General features: G+C 57.1%; 16 protein-coding genes. 9 read left to right on the top strand and 7 right to left on the bottom strand.

Annotated features, from left to right (window positions below):
• Positions 1-14: 14 nt before the first annotated feature.
• Complete coding sequence (locus PbB2_RS02240; protein ID WP_108983646.1) at positions 15-935, top strand: alpha/beta hydrolase; 921 nt, start codon at positions 15-17, stop codon at positions 933-935.
• Positions 936-947: 12 nt separating this feature from the next.
• On the opposite strand, the gene PbB2_RS02235 is transcribed toward PbB2_RS02240, so the two are convergent.
• The 3 genes from PbB2_RS02235 to PbB2_RS02225 all read right to left on the bottom strand — a co-directional run bounded on the left by PbB2_RS02235 (position 948) and on the right by PbB2_RS02225 (position 4,338).
• Positions 948-2,981 (bottom strand): glycoside hydrolase family 97 protein, encoded by a 2,034-nt coding sequence (locus PbB2_RS02235; RefSeq protein WP_108983645.1) that lies wholly within the window; start codon positions 2,979-2,981, stop codon positions 948-950.
• 67 nt (positions 2,982-3,048) lie between these two features.
• The gene (gene folD, locus PbB2_RS02230; RefSeq protein ID WP_108983644.1) at positions 3,049-3,936 is read right to left on the bottom strand and encodes a bifunctional methylenetetrahydrofolate dehydrogenase/methenyltetrahydrofolate cyclohydrolase FolD; all 888 of its coding nucleotides are present in this window, start codon (positions 3,934-3,936) and stop codon (positions 3,049-3,051) included.
• 120 nt (positions 3,937-4,056) lie between these two features.
• Entirely contained in the window at positions 4,057-4,338 is a 282-nt protein-coding gene (locus PbB2_RS02225; protein WP_108983878.1) for a YggT family protein, read from the bottom strand.
• Between the two features lie 306 nt (positions 4,339-4,644).
• On the opposite strand from PbB2_RS02225, the gene PbB2_RS02220 reads away from it, so the two are divergent.
• Positions 4,645-4,980 (top strand): hypothetical protein, encoded by a 336-nt coding sequence (locus tag PbB2_RS02220; protein WP_133245685.1) that lies wholly within the window; start codon positions 4,645-4,647, stop codon positions 4,978-4,980.
• A gap of 14 nt (positions 4,981-4,994) precedes the next feature.
• Here PbB2_RS02220 and PbB2_RS02215 read toward each other — a convergent pair whose 3' ends face one another.
• Both PbB2_RS02215 and PbB2_RS02210 read right to left on the bottom strand, forming a co-directional pair.
• Positions 4,995-6,494, bottom strand: a complete 1,500-nt coding sequence (locus PbB2_RS02215) for a purple acid phosphatase family protein (RefSeq protein ID WP_108983642.1) — start codon at positions 6,492-6,494, stop codon at positions 4,995-4,997.
• A gap of 94 nt (positions 6,495-6,588) precedes the next feature.
• Positions 6,589-7,854 carry a TCR/Tet family MFS transporter gene (locus PbB2_RS02210; protein ID WP_108983641.1) on the bottom strand — a complete coding sequence of 422 codons (1,266 nt, stop codon included), beginning with the start codon at positions 7,852-7,854 and terminating at the stop codon, positions 6,589-6,591.
• Positions 7,855-7,984: 130 nt separating this feature from the next.
• Between PbB2_RS02210 and PbB2_RS02205 the strand changes: the two genes are divergently transcribed.
• Positions 7,985-9,352, top strand: a complete 1,368-nt coding sequence (locus PbB2_RS02205) for a lytic murein transglycosylase (RefSeq protein WP_192576120.1) — start codon at positions 7,985-7,987, stop codon at positions 9,350-9,352.
• Positions 9,353-9,458: 106 nt separating this feature from the next.
• Here the strand turns inward: PbB2_RS02205 and ahcY are convergent, their stop codons facing one another.
• Entirely contained in the window at positions 9,459-10,850 is a 1,392-nt protein-coding gene (gene ahcY, locus PbB2_RS02200; protein WP_108983639.1) for an adenosylhomocysteinase, read from the bottom strand.
• 336 nt (positions 10,851-11,186) lie between these two features.
• Here ahcY and rpmI point away from each other — a divergent pair, with 336 nt between their 5' ends.
• The 3 genes from rpmI (at position 11,187) to PbB2_RS02185 (ending at position 12,767) form a co-directional block, all read left to right on the top strand.
• Complete coding sequence (gene rpmI, locus PbB2_RS02195) at positions 11,187-11,387, top strand: 50S ribosomal protein L35 (RefSeq protein WP_108983638.1); 201 nt, start codon at positions 11,187-11,189, stop codon at positions 11,385-11,387.
• Between the two features lie 11 nt (positions 11,388-11,398).
• Positions 11,399-11,758 (top strand): 50S ribosomal protein L20, encoded by a 360-nt coding sequence (gene rplT / locus PbB2_RS02190; RefSeq protein ID WP_108983637.1) that lies wholly within the window; start codon positions 11,399-11,401, stop codon positions 11,756-11,758.
• Positions 11,759-11,864: 106 nt separating this feature from the next.
• A complete protein-coding gene (locus PbB2_RS02185) occupies positions 11,865-12,767 on the top strand; it encodes an alpha/beta fold hydrolase (protein ID WP_108983636.1) in 903 nt (300 codons plus the stop codon).
• A 49-nt stretch (positions 12,768-12,816) separates the two neighbouring features.
• On the opposite strand, the gene PbB2_RS02180 is transcribed toward PbB2_RS02185, so the two are convergent.
• Positions 12,817-14,991 (bottom strand): M3 family metallopeptidase, encoded by a 2,175-nt coding sequence (locus PbB2_RS02180; RefSeq protein WP_192576119.1) that lies wholly within the window; start codon positions 14,989-14,991, stop codon positions 12,817-12,819.
• A 167-nt stretch (positions 14,992-15,158) separates the two neighbouring features.
• Here PbB2_RS02180 and pheS point away from each other — a divergent pair, with 167 nt between their 5' ends.
• Genes pheS through PbB2_RS02165 form a run of 3 tightly spaced genes read left to right on the top strand, consistent with a single transcriptional unit; the run spans position 15,159 to position 17,819 of the window.
• Positions 15,159-16,232, top strand: a complete 1,074-nt coding sequence (gene pheS, locus PbB2_RS02175; protein WP_108983877.1) for a phenylalanine--tRNA ligase subunit alpha — start codon at positions 15,159-15,161, stop codon at positions 16,230-16,232.
• Positions 16,233-16,255: 23 nt separating this feature from the next.
• The gene (gene dut / locus PbB2_RS02170) at positions 16,256-16,768 is read left to right on the top strand and encodes a dUTP diphosphatase (RefSeq protein WP_108983634.1); all 513 of its coding nucleotides are present in this window, start codon (positions 16,256-16,258) and stop codon (positions 16,766-16,768) included.
• On the top strand, positions 16,740-17,819 hold the full coding sequence (locus PbB2_RS02165) for a lysine-2,3-aminomutase-like protein (RefSeq protein WP_305790425.1): 1,080 nt from the start codon (positions 16,740-16,742) through the stop codon (positions 17,817-17,819). The genes dut and PbB2_RS02165 overlap by 29 nt, the downstream gene beginning before the upstream one ends.
• Positions 17,820-17,822 lie beyond the last annotated feature (3 nt).

The following is a 17,822-nucleotide window of genomic DNA, read 5'->3' as shown; positions in this document are numbered from 1 at the left end:
TTAAGGGGGTCGCCATGAGTAAGCGCGTTTCCGACGACATCAGTCAGGCCGAAGTGGCGGGCGTGCGCGCCCTTTTGCAGGCGATGACGGACAGTTTGCGTGACCCTCCGAGCCTAGAGAAATTGCGCGCTGACTATGAGGCGATGGGCCAAGCCTATCCCGTGGCCGACGGTGTCAGTGTGACCCCGTCACAGCTCGCCGGAGTGGCGTTAGAGCAGCAGACGCCATCCAAAGCGGGCCAGGGGGCGCTGCTTTATCTGCATGGTGGTGGTTATGGCATCGGTTCGCCCATTAGCCACCGGCATATGGTTGCCCAATTTGTCGCGGCAACCGGAATGACCGCCTTTGTTCCCAATTATCGCCTGGCCCCCGAACATGGTTTTCCCGCGGCCGTTGACGATGCAGTCGCAGTTTATCAAGCGCTTTTGGATCAAGGCTATGCACCCGGCAACATCATCATTGCCGGGGATTCGGCAGGTGGTGGCCTGACAATCGCAACAGCTCTGTGCCTTAAGGCAAAAGGCATCGCCCAACCGGCTGGACTGTTCGTGATTTCGCCCTGGGCCAATCTGAAACAAGAAGGGTCCAGTTATGCGGCCAAAGCCACATCTGACTTCATCGTCGATGTCGGTAGCCTCAATCACTGGGCAGAAGCCTATTTGGCTGGTGCCTCGGCCAATGATCCGCTGGCCTCTCCCGTTCTCGGTGATTTATCGGGCCTCCCGCCCCTCCTGATTCATGTCGGCTCAGAAGAAGTGTTGCTGGCGGACTCCGTGCGCCTCGCTGAGGTTGCAGGATTGGCCAAGCTGGATGTCGAGCTCAAGATTGTGCCGCACATGCCTCATGTCTTCCACTATATGTGGCCACAAGTGACCGCTGCACGCATCGCCATCGCCGAGGCCGCGCATTGGATGAAGGCCTGTTTGTCGGCCTGACCTGCGTGGTGCTTATTGCGCCTTAAAGCGGATGGCTTGTCCACCACCAGGGGCGAGTTTAACGCGCAAGACATCGCCGCGTTGTACAACCTTCTGCTCAATCACCACATTGTTTGGTTGGGTCTTCCAATCCGCTTGGGGGCCATCGCGATAGATTTCGGCCCGATAGGCTCGCCCAGCATCGAGAAAATCCAGACGGACAGAAAAGTCTCGCGGGTTCTCATCAGTCATCGCCCCAAGATACCAGTCCGAGCTTGCCCGGTCCTTGCGAGCTATTGTGACATAATCGCCGACTTCGCCATTCAGGGCGATGGTCTGTGACCAATCGACCGGCACATCCTTGATAAACTGGAACGGACCTGGATTGGCCGCATAGACTTCCGGTAGATCAGCCGCCATTTGGACCGGGCTATAGAGTGTCACATAAAGCGCCAATTGCTTGGCCAAAGTTGTGTTGGCACGGTGACCTGGCTGTGTTGGGTTGATTGCAAAAATGCCGGGTGTGAAGTCCATCGGCCCGCTGAGCATGCGGGTAAAGACAAGATTGACTTCATGTTCTGGTGGGTTCTCGGGATTGCCCCATGCATTATACTCCTGACCGCGAGCACCCTCGCGCGCCACCCAATTGGGATAGGTGCGCCGTAGCCCGGTATCCTTGATTGGTTCATGGGTGTTGATGGCAATGCGGTGCCGGGCTGCGGCTTCAACCACACGCAGATGATGGCGCACCATTTCCTGCCCATCGTGCCAGTCAAACACAATCCCACCCTTGCCGTCAGAGAAGCGTGCGCCGCCGGCGTCGGCCACATAGCCGGTCTTCACACTATCCACCCCAAGGCTTTCATAGAGCTTGAAGGCCGCCTCCATTTGCGGCTCATAATTGGCAATATTGGCTGCGGTTTCGTGGTGCCCAACCAACCGAACGCCCTTTTGCTTGGCATAGGCTGCCACCGCCGCAAGATCAAAATCGGGATAAGGCTTGGTGAAGTCAAATCCGGTTTCACCGCCAAACCAATCTCCATCCCATCCGACATTCCAACCCTCGATCAGGACGCCCCGGAACCCATTTGCAGCAGCAAAATCAATATAGCGTTTGGCATTTTCAGTGGTTGCACCATGCTTGGGACCGCTGCCCCAGGTCGACTTATTGATATGCATCTCCCACCAGATGCCAACATATTTGTAAGGCTTTACCCAAGATACATCACCCAGCCTATTGGGCTCGTTGAGATTGAGGATGAGGTGACTTTCAATCAAGCCGGTGGCCTTCTCGCTGATCTGGATTGTGCGCCAAGGGGTAGAGAAAGGGGCGGTACGCACAACTTTTGCCCCTCGCGAGCTGGGAGCAAGCGAGGCTACGAATTGTGTCCCCCCGGCATGGCGCAGCCACATAGATGCATAATCGACAAGGGCTGCTTCATGGAAAGACAGATGAAGCCCGCTGTTAAGCCGGACAGTCATCGGCGTATGGGCTTGCCCAATCTCGCGGATCGCGGTGCGATGATAAAGATATTCATAGCGATTCCACTCGCCAGCTGGCTGCCACCAAGCGGTGCCATCTTCGGCAAGATTGAATTGTGTTAGTTCTTCCCCGATGCGAACCTCTTTCAATGTCGGCTGATCGGGGAAATTGTATCGAAAGCCAATGCCGTCATCAAAAACCCGGAATGTCACAGAAAAGCGGCGTGGGGCACCGCGACCATCTTCAAAGGTTACGGTTAGTTCATTGTAATGGTTGCGGATTGTTTTTACTTCGCCCCAGGGAAGGTCCCAATTCTCATCGAAACTGGCCGTTTCCTGTGCGATCGCACGCAGGGATCGGTCGAACTTTGGCGCGTTGGTGAAGAGAAAACCCAGTTTAGACCGCGTGATGACGGGCTTGCCGTCGCGGCTGACCTGATAAGTGGCTTCCCCGAAAGAACTGCCAACCTCCACCGTGAGGCGACCATCAGGCGAGCTGACCTGGTAGGCCGCATCGGCGCGGCTGGGTCCAGATAATCCCATGCCAAGGATCAAGCAGAAACAAGCAAGTAAAATGCGCAACATAATGGGTCTCCAACACGGCCTTATGCACGCGTTGTCGCATAGAGTCGCAAACTGGCAAGAGGATGGGTCAGCCCAGCGACCAACCGCGTCGAGCACAGGCGGCTTGCACGGTGTTTTGTAACAAGCATGCGATGGTCATCGGCCCCACACCACCTGGCACCGGGGTGATGGCCCCGGCTATGTGGATCGCTTCTTCATAGGCCACATCGCCAACCAACCGCGTCGCATCTGGCCCGGCGGCGGGATTTGCGATCCGGTTGATGCCGACATCAATCACAGTGGCTCCCGGGCGGATCCAGTCGCCTTTGATCATCTCAGGACGGCCGACAGCAGGTACAAGGATATCGGCGCTGCGACAGACCGCCGCCAGATCGCGGGTCCGCGAATGCGCCAGACTGACCGTGCAATTCTCAGCAAGAAACAACAGCCCGGCAGGCTTTCCCACAAGGATGGACCGGCCGACGACAACGACATGTGCACCCGACAGATTCCCAAGTGTGCGCTTCGCCAGGTCTACGCATCCCACGGGGGTGCAGGGTCTCAAGCCTGGACGGCCCAGGACAAGACGACCCGCAGAAGTTTCGGTGAGACCATCGACATCCTTGTCAGGATCAATGCAGGCAATGACGGCATCGGCGTTTAGCCCCGTGGGTAAAGGCAATTGCACCAAAATGCCATCGACGTCCGGATCTGCCGACAAGGCGCAGATTTGGGACTCTAACGCATCCTGGCTGACATGGGCCGGCAGGCGAATTTCACGTGACGTCATGCCCGCAGCAATGGTGCGTCGACCCTTGTTGCGCACATAGACTTGGCTGGCCGGATCATCTCCGACCAGCACCACGCACAGGCATGGCACCTGGCCATAGCTCTGGTTCAGCGCGGCGACGGTCTGTTTGACCTCGGCATCAATTGCTGTGGCGACGGCTTTGCCGTCAATGATCCGTGCACTCATGGAATCCGCCCTGCATCCGCCTATCCTGCAGCCGGCAGGCAAGCGCGGCCTGTCTAGCCTGTGTGGCGGGCAGCAAACAAGCGCATGGCGCTGTAAGGCTCACTGACAACCTCGTGGGCCTCAGATTGGGATGAGGGGTACCGCGAAAATCTGCAAGAATTGGATGGCGATAATCAATACTACAGGTGACAGGTCCACCCCACCCAGATTAGGGATTACGCGGCGAATTGGGTTGAGCGCCGGTGTCGTGAGCCGCTCGCATGTGTCGTAAATGGTCGCAACGAGCCGGTTGCGAAGATTGATCACGTCGAACGCGACCAGCCAGCTCAAGACCGCGCTGGCAATCACGACCCAAAGATAGAGCCCCAGCACTGTCTGAAGTAACCACTCGACCGGACCCATGATGTCTCTCCTTGTGCACATCGGGCTAAAATGGCCCCGCCTGCACGTCTAAACATTCGATTTCGGGTCTGATTATCAGGTCGCACTGATCCCAGTGTGCCTTGACAGACCTTTCTTCGGCAAACCACATTTTTGCCGACCGCTTTCAAGTGGGCGAGCCCGGTTAGAGAATCAAGTAGGGCGCTGTTGATGCTGGTCGACCGTGCTTTCCTTTACCCTGTTGCAATCACTCAAATTTATCGATTGTGCTTAAAGGCGCTGAAATGAGCCAACAGTATAAGGTCGGTGGTTGGGGGAGTTATGGGGATGGCCACACCTAAGCGGCAGCAAAATATTCTGGGATCGCGCGAAGCCGATAAGGCGCGCGACTTAAACCCTGCGCCACAGACAGATTCCGACGCCACGGCCCGGATTGTACCTGTGGATGTTGATACCGCCCAAGCAGCATTATCTGCCAATCCTGTGCCGGGCCCATCGCCTGTGCAAACTATTCAAGATCGGCTGGAACAGGCGTTTGCGGCCCATCATGAGGATGAGCTTGAAAGTCGCAAGGACCTTCGGCTTCTTGGGCTAGCGATTGCAGTTATCTTTTCGCTGATGGCCTGGACCTTGATCCTACAATTTGTCCGTATTGGTTTGTAAGTAGTCCGGCAGACTTAGTCGGGATCCTTAAAGTCGCGATAGGGATTAAGTGGGCCATAGGCGCGTTGCGTCAGTGTGGCTGGCGGTCCCTTGGTTACGCGTTTGCGACCTTGCTCATCCTTGGTCATGTCAAAGCTATCATAAAGATCGCCTGTCGCCGCATAAGCGCGGTAGGACAATTTGCCATCCACAATTTCGATGGTTTGGAAAAAGGGTGTGCCTTCAGCAAAGCGGTCAAGCCGGACACCCGATGGCGCATAATCATCCCAGCGGGAGTTTTTGAACCTGTATTGTTTCGGCCCTGATACAGAATTGACGAACATCATGGCGACATCTTCGCCGTCGCCAACCACTTCCCTCTCCGGCCTTTGGGTCTCCAAAATCGGCCCCCGTGCATAGGTATGATCATGGCCTTGCAGTACGAGATCCACCTTGTGTTTGGACAGAACCGGTAAGATGATCTCACGCCGGGCATCGCCGTCGCGGCCTTGCGTGGATGAGAAGACCGGATGGTGCATGGTTACAATCCGCCAGCGTGCTGTTGATTTGCTCAATGCTTCGTCCAGCCAAGCGGCTTGGACTTTGAGCGTATCGGACGTGGTGTCCAGCACGAAGATATCGAGGTTGGGACCATAATGAATCTGATAGGCGGTTTCACGCACGGTCGCAGGTAGGCTGTCGACAGAGGGCAGGCGGAACTGGGGGCGCCACAAAGCTGACAACAGGCGGTTGGTGGTCGGAATCAGACCGAAGCTGTCATATTCGTGATTGCCCGCCACTGGAATGGCCGGAATCATGCCATGGATGAAGCCAACAGCCTTGAACCATTCTGCCCATTCCAGATCGCGCGAGCCCCTGTTCACCAAGTCCCCGGCATGAATGATAAAGCGCGCATCGGGCATTTTCTGGAAGCCCGCGCGGATCACACGCGACCAATGTGACATCAGGCCATTCTGGGCGTCTCCGACATAGATGAATTTGATCGGGCCTTGAGCGGGTGCGGTGCGAAGCTGGAACCATTCACTCCATTTTCCCTCCCCACCGCCGACGCGATAGGCATAGAGCGTGTCCGGCTCAAGCCCATCAAAATTGATTGAATGATAGGTAACGGGGCTCAATCCCGCATTCCACGGCATTTTCAATTCTTGGGTGGCTGTGCGAATGGTCTCAAGATCAAGCGGTTCGGAATCAGCAGCCTTACGCACTGCGCCGATGTCAAATTGCGCATCCGGTGTGGCCCTAACAATCTCCGCGACGGCTCGGGTCACGCTGGCGTCCGTGCGCCAGGTCACAGCGAAGCTGGTGGTAGGGTCGGTTTCAAAGGTCGTAATGACGCGGTCAGGCCAAGCTGACGCTTGCTGCCAAGGTGCCAGGGTCGGCGTGTTTCGATCATGACCTGGGTGGGCATAAGAGGGGGTGAGGCAAGAACTGGTGAGCGCCAGGGCAAAAAGCCCAGCCCGGATCACGGTGAGGAAACAATGTCTTAGGGGAGATTTGCGCGCCTGAATGACCATGAAACACACTTCCTCTTTTGGAGCCGCAGCTTGATGTCTTCAAAGGGCTAGCAAAAGATGACGCACATGTCATCTTTTTTGCTGCGCATGGCGCTTAACTTGGTTTGCCACTGCCGGGACTGCGACGGACTGCTAGAACTGCAATGACCAAACCTGTGGCCAAAAAGCATGAGGCAGTTAGGAACGGTGCGCCGGGTAGATCAAGCCCACCGGGCAGCTTCTGGGTTGTGCCGAGCGCAAATAAGGTGGTGTAGAGTGTGGGCGCGAAAATCCCCATCATCGCCATGATGGACGCAAGGCCACCTTGCAGTCGTCCTTGAGCGCTGGGCGAGACGCGCTGGGTCATAAGGCTCTGGATAGAGGGTGTAAACAATGCCCACAAGGTCATCACCGGCATGGACGCCCAGAACAAAATCGGTGTGGGAGCGAGGCCATAGAGCGCAAAGCCCATCATGCCGAACATCAATGCCACCATCAACGAACGCCGTTCGCCCAATCGGCTCACCACCCGCTGAACGATGAAAATCTGGGCGATAATCATCAGGGTCGAAGACGCTGCCATCGTTGCCCCTGTTTGCATCGTATTAAAATGATAGCGGTGCTCGGCATAGAGCACAAAAGTTGAGGGAAACACGTTTTGGGCTAGTGCAAACAGGGCGTAGACAGGGATTAGGGCATAAAGCATCGGCTGGCCCTTAAACACAGCCAGCGCCCCTATGGGATTGGCTTTGGCCCAACTGAACTTGCTGCGGTTCTCGGGCTTCAGCGATTCTGGCAGGACAAAAAAGCCGTAAATTGCATTGAGAAAGCATAGGCAGCCCGCCACATAGAGTGGCAAACGCACATCAATGGCACCTAAGAGCCCGCCCATGGCCGGCCCAAAGGTAAAGCCGACACCAAAGGCCGCCCCCAGCATGCCAAAAGCCTTTGCCCGACCTTCAGGAGGGGTGACATCGGCGACATAGGCATTGGCGGCAGAGATATTGCCGGCTGTCGCCCCCGAGATTACCCGCGCAGCTAGGAAAGCGAGAAAGGTCGGTGCCAGTGCGGTAAAGAAATAGGACACACCCAAACCGACGCAGGACAGGAGGATGATTGGCCGACGTCCAAACTGATCTGAAAGCGCGCCGAGAATTGGTGACATGAAAAACTGCAGGGTGGCCCACATCGTCATGCTGGCCCCAAAGGCATGGGCTGCAGCGCTAACATCGGTGAAATAGCTTTCAACCAGACGCGGCATAATCGGCACAATGAGCCCGATCGACAACATATCGAGCACAACGGTGGCCAAAATGAAGATCATGGCACCAGGACGGGCCGCCGCGGGGGGTGTGTCGGCTTGACTTGTTGTTTCTGTCACGTCTGTCCGGCCTAGCTCACATTTTTGTTACCCTAACTTAGTCTGATAACGCACGGGTGCACAGGGCCGAATGTCATCGGCCGCATCTTGTTCATTGCAGCTTCACCCGCAGCATTTTAGAGTGATGGGTATGAAGGTTCGCACCCTCAGTTTGGCTACCTTGATGCTCGCCGCTGCCACATTGGCAGGCGCGCAAGAGCCATTATCCTATGTCCCACCCAATTTCGGCAGTTCTGGTTCTCCCGAATTTGATGCTTGGCGCATTGATTTTGCCAATCGTGCGGTGCTGAAGCAGGGAAAGTCGGCAGAGATTGTTGACGCGACCTTGGCCAATCTGTCCCCCAATAGCGAGGTCAAGCGGCTGAATGAAAGCCAGCCAGAGTTTGTGCGCCCGATCTGGGCCTATATGGCCAGCGCGGTCTCTGATAGCCGTATTGCATTAGGTCGTGCTGCCTACCAGTCCCGCAAGGACGCATTGACCGCGATCGCTTCCCAGACGGGGGTGCCAGTTGAATATGCTGTCGCAATCTGGGGGGTGGAAAGCAGTTTCGGCGGCAACAAAGGATCTTCTGATGTGGTCCGGTCGCTGGCAACCTTGGCCTATACGGGGCGGCGGACTGCTTTGGGCGAGGCAGAGCTTTTGGCTGTGTTTGACATTCTTCAGCGTGGTGAGGCCAGCCGCTCCGATCTGGTTGGCTCATGGGCTGGGGCAATGGGCCATACCCAATTCATGCCCACATCTTTTCTAAGTCGCGCGATTGACGGCGATGGCGACGGCAAGCGTGACATTTGGAACAATCCTGTTGATGCTTTGGCCTCAACCCTGAATTATCTTGCCCAAGCAGGATGGAGAGCCAACGAAGGCTGGGGTGTGGAAGTCCAAGTGCCCGACGGCTTCGATTGGAGCCTGATGGACGGTACATTGCGTCCCTTGTCTTTCTGGCAGGCATTGGGCATTTCGGTTGTACCGCTGGAGATTGGCGCTGGAAGTGCCGCACAAACGCTGGATCCAGCTTGGCAGGTTCGCCTTTTGGCTCCGGCGGGAGCGCAAGGGGCCGCTTTTCTGGTGGGTGTGAATTATCAGGCGATCCGCGCCTATAATGCAGCCGATGCCTATGCCCTATCTGTGGCCATGCTGGGTGATCTGATCGCCGGACGCGGTCGTCTGCCGACCCGTTGGCCAACTGACAATCCCCCAGTTAGCCGTTCAGGTGCCAGCGAGATGCAGGTCTTACTGAACACTTTGGGATTTGATGTCGGCACACCAGATGGCCAAGCTGGCCCCCGCACGCGGGCGGCCTTGCAAGCCTATCAGAAAAGCCGTGGCCTGATTGCTGATGGCTATGCCTCAATCAATGCACTCGCGACGCTGCGAGCAGAAGTTCAACCGCCGGCTCCAGCGGCTCCAGCCCCCGGCACGGCGCCGGCGCTCCCCCCGCCGCCAGTGGCATCCGATCCCAATTACAAGGGCCCGCCGCCCGTGCGGATGACGTGGTAGGACATTAATACCACGCATAAGAAAACGGCGGCACAGGACCTGTGCCGCCGCCTTGCAATCCCCCGATTGCCCCTGATCCGTGCTGGGCCGAGACCCGGCCACTGGATCAATAACGATAGGTGTCCGGCTTAAACGGACCCGCTTCAGACACACTGATATAGTCGGCCTGCGGCTTCGTCAATTTGGTCAGCTTCGCGCCCACCTTCTCCAGATGCAGCATGGCGACTTTTTCATCCAGGTGCTTGGGCAGAACATAGACCTTGTTTTCATATTTGGCGCGGTTGGTGTGCAACTCAATTTGCGCCAAGGTTTGATTGGTGAAAGAGGCCGACATCACGAAGCTGGGGTGGCCAGTGCCATTGCCCAAATTGACCAAGCGGCCTTCGGACAGAACGATGATGCGCTTGCCGTCGGGGAATTCGACTTCATCGACCTGCGGCTTCACATTGTGCCACTTATAGTTCCGCAAAGCGGCGACTTGGATTTCGCTGTCAAAATGGCCGATATTGCAAACGATGGCGCGGTCCTTCATTTGGCGCATGTGGTCCAAGGTCAGCACGTCGACATTGCCGGTTGCGGTGACAAAGATATCGGCCTTTGGTGCCGCATCTTCCATGGTCACCACTTCATAGCCTTCCATTGCGGCCTGCAGGGCACAGATCGGGTCGATTTCCGACACCATCACCCGGCAACCGGCATTGCGCAGCGAAGCAGCGGAGCCTTTGCCCACATCGCCAAAGCCTGCCACCATGGCGACCTTGCCAGCCATCATCACGTCGGTGCCGCGGCGAATACCATCAACCAGTGACTCCTTACAGCCATACAGATTGTCGAATTTCGACTTGGTGACGCTGTCATTCACATTGATGCCGGGGAAGGGCAGGTCGCCACGCTCGGCCATTTGATACAGGCGGTGCACGCCGGTGGTTGTCTCTTCCGACACGCCCTTAACGGCATCCCGGATGGCCGAATAGAAGCCTGGCTTTTCTGCCAAATAGCGCTTCATGACGGTGTAGAGTGCCTCTTCTTCTTCATTCTGCGGGTTGTTCAGGATGCTGGCATCCTTCTCCGCTTTAGGACCCAATACGCACAACAGGGTCGCATCGCCGCCGTCATCAAGGATGAGATTGGGATAGCCGCCATCCGACCATTCGAAAATCTTGTGAACATATTCCCAATATTCCACCAGCGTCTCGCCCTTGACGGCGAACACAGGAACCCCGGCTGCTGCAATCGCGGCAGCGGCCTGATCTTGGGTCGAGTAGATATTGCATGACGCCCAACGCACATCTGCACCCAAAGCGGTCAGCGTCTCGATCAGCACGCCGGTCTGGATCGTCATATGCAGACAACCGGCGATGCGTGCACCTTTGAGAATTTGTTGTGGGCCAAACTCGGCGCGCGTGGCCATCAGGCCCGGCATTTCGGTTTCGGCGATCGCCAATTCCTTGCGGCCCCAGTCGGCCAGACCGATGTCGGCCACGATATAGTCAGTCATGAGAAGTCCTCGAAGAAAGCACGCCTGCGCCAGCGACCTTCGCGCACAGGTTCTTGAGCGCGGCTTCTATCCGAGTGCCCGGAAAAAAGCAAGAAAGATATAAACATGTCTTTATATGATTGCAGGGAGGCTTGGCCACGAGATGCGTCTGGCAAGGTATGGCTGACGGCGGCATGGGTGGCAGACTCAGTCCAATCCCTTGTTTTTTGCCCGCTCTTGGCTTAGATCGCCGCTCCCATCTGATCGTCCGGCGCAACGGCATGCCGTGGCGGTCATTCTAGCTGACTTGAATTCTTATTGAAATCAAGTCCGTGCATCCCAGCACAGGAGAGCAAAATGCCGAAACTGAAGACCAAGAGCGGCGTGAAAAAACGCTTCAAAATCACTGCGACCGGCAAAGTCATGCATGGCGTGGTGGGCAAGCGCCACCGCCTGATTTCGCACAAGTCCAAATATATCCGTCAAAACCGTGGAACCTCGGTGCTCGCTTCGGGCGATGCAACCCGGGTGAAACTGTGGACCCCCTACGGCCTGTGAGGATATAGATAATGGCACGTATTAAAGCTGGGCAACAAACCCGCGCCCGCCGCAAAAACATTCTCGCCGCCGCCAAGGGCTTCCAAGGCCGTCGCAAGAACACCATCCGCACCGCTACCGCCGCTGTTTGGCGCGCCGGGCAATATGCCTACCGCGACCGTAAGGCCAAGAAGCGCAATTTCCGTGCTTTGTGGATCCAGCGCATCAACGCCGCCGTGCGTGAGCATAACATGACCTATTCGGTCTTCATCAATGGCCTGCTCAAGGCTGGGATCGAAGTTGACCGCAAGGTGTTGAGCGACATCGCCATCCGCGAACCCGCAGCTTTCGCGGCTGTGGTGGAAAAGGCCAAGGCCGCACTGGCCGCCTGATCCTTCCAGATAAATTCTGACACGAAGCGGCCCCGAGGTGACCTCGGGGCCGTTTTTGTTTATCCCGTGAGTCCGAGACGATAAAACGCGACTTTAGGGGAACCGCATGCCGACCATCCAAGCCAATGGGATTGAGCTGTATTATGAAGAGCGGGGCGAGGCGTCCGGTGTGCCGCTATTGCTGATCATGGGGCTGGGGCGGCAATTGATCGCGTGGCCAGAAGATTTCATGGCGCAATTGGTAGCGGCGGGCTATCGCGTCATCCTGTACGACAATCGCGATGTGGGTCTGTCGACGCACTTCCCCCACGCGCGGGTAGCCAGTCCACTGCGGGCAATGGTCGGACTTGTTTTCGGCTTGGGGTTTCCCACTGCCTATAGTTTGCAGGATATGGCCCGAGACGGGGTGGCATTGCTGGATCATTTGGGGATTGATGCGGCCCATATTGTGGGCGTGTCGATGGGCGGCATGATCGCGCAGAATATGGCAATCCACCATCCCGCACGGGTGCGCAGCCTGATCTCAATTATGTCAACCAGCGGGGCGCGCGGTCTGCCTGGCGCACCCCCGCGTCTGCGCCGGGCGCTCCTCCAGCGCCGGTCTGGGCAGATGGATCGCGATGCGGCGATTAAGGCCGGCGTACGCACGCTGGAGTTGATTTCCTATCCCGATCCGGCCCGTCTGGCTGACGCTTTCGCCAATCACGTGGCTGCAGCTTATGACCGTGCCTTCGATCCCAAAGCCAGTTTGCGCCAATTGATGGCGGTCTTGGCTGACACGGGTCGGGCCGACGCATTATCCCGCATCCAGGCCCCGACCTTGGTAATCCATGGTCGTCATGATCAGCTGGTACCTTTGGCCTGTGGGCAGGATACCGCCCGCCGAATCCCCGGTGCGCGCTTTGAAGTGATTGAGGCGATGGCGCATGATTTACCGCCTAGTCGCATGCCACAAATGGCCGACTTGATCATCGCCCACGCGCGGGCAGTCGACAAGGCTGGTCGCTAACCCCCGCCGTCATTCCGCCCTATCCAGCAGAGAGGGTAGGAAGGTATGGTCAAAGGCCGTCGTTCTGGCTTGTCCCATCGGCAAGGCCGCGCAGTTCGAGAAGGGCCTTAGGGTCCGGGTCGCGGCCGCGGAATTGCCGATAGGCGTCTGCTGGATCGCGCGAATTACCCCCACCATAAACGAATGTCCTCAGACGCTGGGCGGTAGCCTTGTCGAAGATATTGCCGGTCTCGGTAAAGGCACGGAAGCCATCCGCATCCAGCACTTCCGACCACATGTAAGAATAATAGCCAGCCGAATAGCCGCCCGCGAAAATATGGCCGAAATGGGTGGGGCGGTGGCGCATGACGATCTCGCGCGGCATGCCGACACGTGCCAAGCTTTCCTTCTCGAATGCCCCCATATCAAAGCCGCGTGGCAGATCGGGGCGGCTGTGAACATCCATGTCGACCAAGGCCGAGGCGAGGAATTCGACGGTGGCAAAGCCCTGATCATGGTTGCGGGCGGCCATCAGTTTATCCAGCAAATCCTTGGGCATGGCGGCCCCGGTCTCGCTGTGACGCGCGAACTTCTCCAAGACCTGACGCTGACCCAACCAATGCTCATAAACCTGAGCTGGAAACTCAACGAAATCGCGTGACACCGAGGTGCCCGCCAAGCTTGGATACGTCACATTCGATAATAGGCCATGCAGGCCATGGCCAAACTCATGGAATAATGTCTCAGCATCATCATAAGATAAAAGTGTCGGCTTGCCGGCAGGTGCCTTGGTGTAGTTCAAGACATTGACCACCATCGGCTTCTGATTGCCATTGACCCGGTCTTGGATCTGATAGCTCGACATCCAGGCCCCGCCTTGCTTGCTCTCGCGTGAGAAGAAGTCGCCATAGAATAGGCCGATCAAGCGTCCATCAGCTTCGGCGACTTCCCATACCCGCACATCGGGGTGGTAAACTGGCACTTGGCCAGTGATCTCTTTGAATGTCAGCCCGAATAATTGATTGGCCACCCAGAATTGAGCGTTCAACATGGCGTCAAGCGAGAAATAGGGCTTCACTTCATCTTCATTGAGGGAATAGCGGCTGCGCCGCATTTGTTCGGCATAATAGCGCCAGTCCCAAGGCTCCAGCCGATCGCCGGCAAAACCTTGCGACTTGGCCAGTGCGAGATAGTCACGCGCATCGCGTTCGACCGCCGCCTTAGCGGGTTCCCAGACACCGTTGAGCAGTTTGGCCACATTGTCGGGTGTCTTGGCCATGGTATCGTCCAACGTGAACGCGGCGTGATGGGCGTAACCCAGAATGGCGGCGCGCTCTTGCCGCAGCGAAACGATTTCGCTGGTGATCGCCTTGGTATCTTCCCCGTCATTATTGTCGCCACGCAAAATCCAGCCGCGCCAAGCCTGTTCGCGGAGCGCTCGGTTAGGCGATAATTGCAAGAATGTCTCAACCGAGGAACGGCTGAGCGTGACGACATGCTTGCCAGGCATGCCGCGGGCGCGGCCCGCTTCCAGTGCTGCATCAAGGAAGAAGGCGGGCAAGCCCGCGCGGTCGGCCTCAGTTTCCAATACAAGCGTAAACTGATTGGTGTCGGCCAGCACTTTCTGACTGAAATCCGTACTTAAGCTCGACAGCCGCTGGTTGATTTGGCCAATGCGGGTCTTTTGCGCCTCATCCAGTCGCGCCCCAGAGCGTACAAAGCCGCGATAGACTCGCTCAACAAGACGGCGTTGTTCCGGCGTGCGCAATTGGGCGCGCTTGGCATAAATCGCTTCGACGCGGGCAAACAACTTCGGGTCCAGGCTGATTGAATCGCTATGGGCGGCCAACACAGGGCCTATTTCGCGCTGGATTGTGCGAATTTGTGGGCTGGAATTGGCCGATGTCATGTTGAAGAAAACAGCCGAGACCCGATCCAGCAATTGGCCCGAACGCTCCATAGCCAGAATCGTATTGTCGAACGTGGGAGCGGCCTTTTGATTGGCGATGGCGTTCATCTCAGCCTTTTGCTGGCGCATGCCTTCATAAAAAGCAGGGCGAAAATGTTCGGGCTTGATGCGGTCGAACGCGGGCGCCCCATGGCGGGCCGTGGAAGGCTCGAAAAATGGGTTGGACAGGCTTTGGACAAAATCTGGATTGGCCGTCGGATTGGCCAGAGCTGCAACTGGTAGGAAGCTCGTGGGCAATAAAGCCGCGCAGACAGCGGCCAAGGCGACAGATTTCATCAAAGTCTCCCGTATGGGGCTCAACCCCCCTGATTTCATGCCCGCCTCATTAGGGGCCGAGGGCAGGACTGTCAGCGGGCTGACTAAGCACATTTCTGTGAGCACACGGCCACACACCTGCGCCTACCCCCTCCCCAGAACCGGGCTGATCGGCTAGGACCATGGCCATGACTGACATCAACGCCCTTTCCCAAGAACTTTTTGCCCAATTGGATGCCGCCCAAGATGAGGCATCCGTCGAACAATTGCGCGTCAACGCGCTGGGCAAGAAGGGGAGTGTGTCTGAACTCCTCAAAGGCATGGGGGCGATGAGTCCGGAAGAACGGCAAACTTTTGGCCCGCTGGTCAATGGTCTCAAACAACAACTCAGCGATGCCATCGCTGAGAAGAAAGAAGCACTCGCCCAAGCCGCACTCGACGCCCGACTTTTGGCAGAACGGATCGACGTGACATTGCCGGTACGCCCGGAACAGCGCGGTCGCATTCATCCGATCATGCAGGTGTTTGAGGAGGTCCAAACGATTTTTGCCGATATGGGGTTTGCAATCGCTGAAGGTCCCGACGTCGAAGACGACTTTCACAACTTCACCGCTCTGAACTTCCCACCCAAGCATCCGGCCCGTGACATGCACGACACTTTCTTCTTTGAAGAAAAGGAAGACGGCAGCCGCATGCTGTTGCGCACACACACAAGCCCGGTGCAGGTGCGCACAATGTTGAGCCAGAAGCCGCCGATCCGCATTGTTGCCCCTGGCCGCACCTATCGATGCGATTCAGACCAGACCCACACACCTATGTTTCACCAGATTGAAGGCCTCGTGATTGAGGATGGCGTCCATATGGGTCATCTCAAAGGTGTGTTGATGGATTTCATGCGCGCCTTTTTCGAGATCGATGACGTCGATGTTCGCTTCCGGCCCCATCATTTCCCCTTCACTGAACCTTCGGCGGAAATGGATGTGCGATGTGACCGGTCCGGTGGGGCCCTCAAGATCGGAACAGGAACAGACTGGCTGGAAATCCTCGGTTGCGGCATGGTCCACCCCAATGTCTTGCGTGCTTGCGGCATTGATCCAACCCAGTACCAAGGTTTTGCTTTCGGCATGGGGATCGACCGTTTGGCCATGCTGAAATATGGTATTCCTGATTTGCGCGACATGTTTGCCGCCGATGTACGGTGGCTGAAGCATTACGGCTTTGAGCCGACGGTCCAGCCCAATTTGGCCACCGGCCTCAGTTAAGTACGGCTTTGAGGGAGTTTGCGATGTTGAAGCCCTTTGCCAATCGCACGGCAGGTGCGTCCCCGGCTGGTACGGAGCCCGTCCGCCCTTTGGTCGCGGTGCGCAAGCTGCCTCATTTCGGCGATTTGCCTCTGCCGACTTATGAGACAGCTCAATCTGCTGGCATGGATTTGCGTGCAGCTTTAGCCGACGGTCAACATATTGATCTCTTGCCGGGACGTCGCGCCTTGGTTCCCACTGGTTTGTGCATAGCACTGCCCCCCGGCTATGAAGCACAGGTCCGCCCCCGGTCGGGTTTGGCTTTGAAGCATGGCATCACGTGCCTGAACAGTCCTGGTACGATTGATGCAGATTATCGCGGCGAAGTGGGCGTGATCCTGATCAATCATGGCTGGGAGGGTTTCCGCATCGCCCGCGGGGATCGTATCGCCCAAATGGTTGTTGCACCGATTACCCAGATTGGATGGATGGAATTCGACGAGCTCGACGAAACCGAGCGCGGATCAGGTGGCTTTGGGTCAACCGGTGTTGGGTGAGGTCGCAGTCGCTAGGGATGGGCGGCCGCTGACCCGACTTGACCATCTTGTCGCCGCCGGGCTTCTCACCAAAGAAACGGCAGATCACTTGGCTCCCGTGGCCAGGCGCTATGCTGTGGCTCTCACATCCACCATGGCGGATTTGATTGATCCAAGCGATCCGGCCGATCCTATTGCCGCTCAATTCGTGCCACAGGCAGCTGAGCTGACGTATTTGCCTGAGGAAAGCGCAGATCCGATTGATGATGCTGGCTTCTCGCCCGTGCCGGGCTTGGTGCATCGATATGCCGACCGTGTCCTATTGAAAGTCGTCTCCGCCTGCCCTGTTTATTGCCGCTTTTGTTTTCGGCGTGAAATGGTTGGCCCTGGTGGTGAGGCCATGACCGGCGCGGTCCTCAACCAAGCGCTAAACTATATCGAAGCTCGACCGCAGATCCATGAAGTCATCTTGACTGGCGGGGATCCGTTCATGCTGTCTGCCCGCCGTGCCCATGAATTAACCCAAGCGCTGGCTGACATCCCGCATATTCAAGTGGTGCGTTGGCATACACGTGTGCCAGTGGTTGCCCCCGAACGGATCAGCCCCGACTTTGTCGCAGCCTTGCAGGCTGATGGGGTGGCAAGTTGGGTGGCGATCCACGCCAATCATCCCCGCGAATTGACCCCAGACGCACGTACTGCCATCGCGCGCTTACGCCAAGCTGGGATCAGCTTGATTAGCCAGTCCGTCTTGTTGAAGGGGGTCAATGACCGGCTGGAAGTTCTGACTGACTTGATGCGCGCCTTCATCAGTTTGGGCATCAAGCCCTATTATCTCCACCATCCAGACCTCGCCCCCGGCACCAGCCACTTCCGGCCGTCGGTTGCAGACGGCCAGGAATTAATGCGTGGCTTGCGACAATCCATCAGTGGGCTGGCCCAACCGACCTATGTCCTCGATGTACCCGGTGGGGCCTACAAGGCCCCGCTTGACGCTGCTTCCGTCCGCATTCATTCAGACGGCATCCAAGTCCTTGATGGCAATGGCCTTTGGCGAGATTACAAGGGCTAAAGC

The sequence above is a fragment of the Candidatus Phycosocius bacilliformis genome, from assembly GCF_003112735.1.
GTDB lineage: Bacteria > Pseudomonadota > Alphaproteobacteria > Caulobacterales > Aquidulcibacteraceae > Aquidulcibacter > Aquidulcibacter bacilliformis.
Note: the sequence above shows the minus strand (reverse complement) of the source record. Positions and strands in the feature narration are given on the sequence as shown.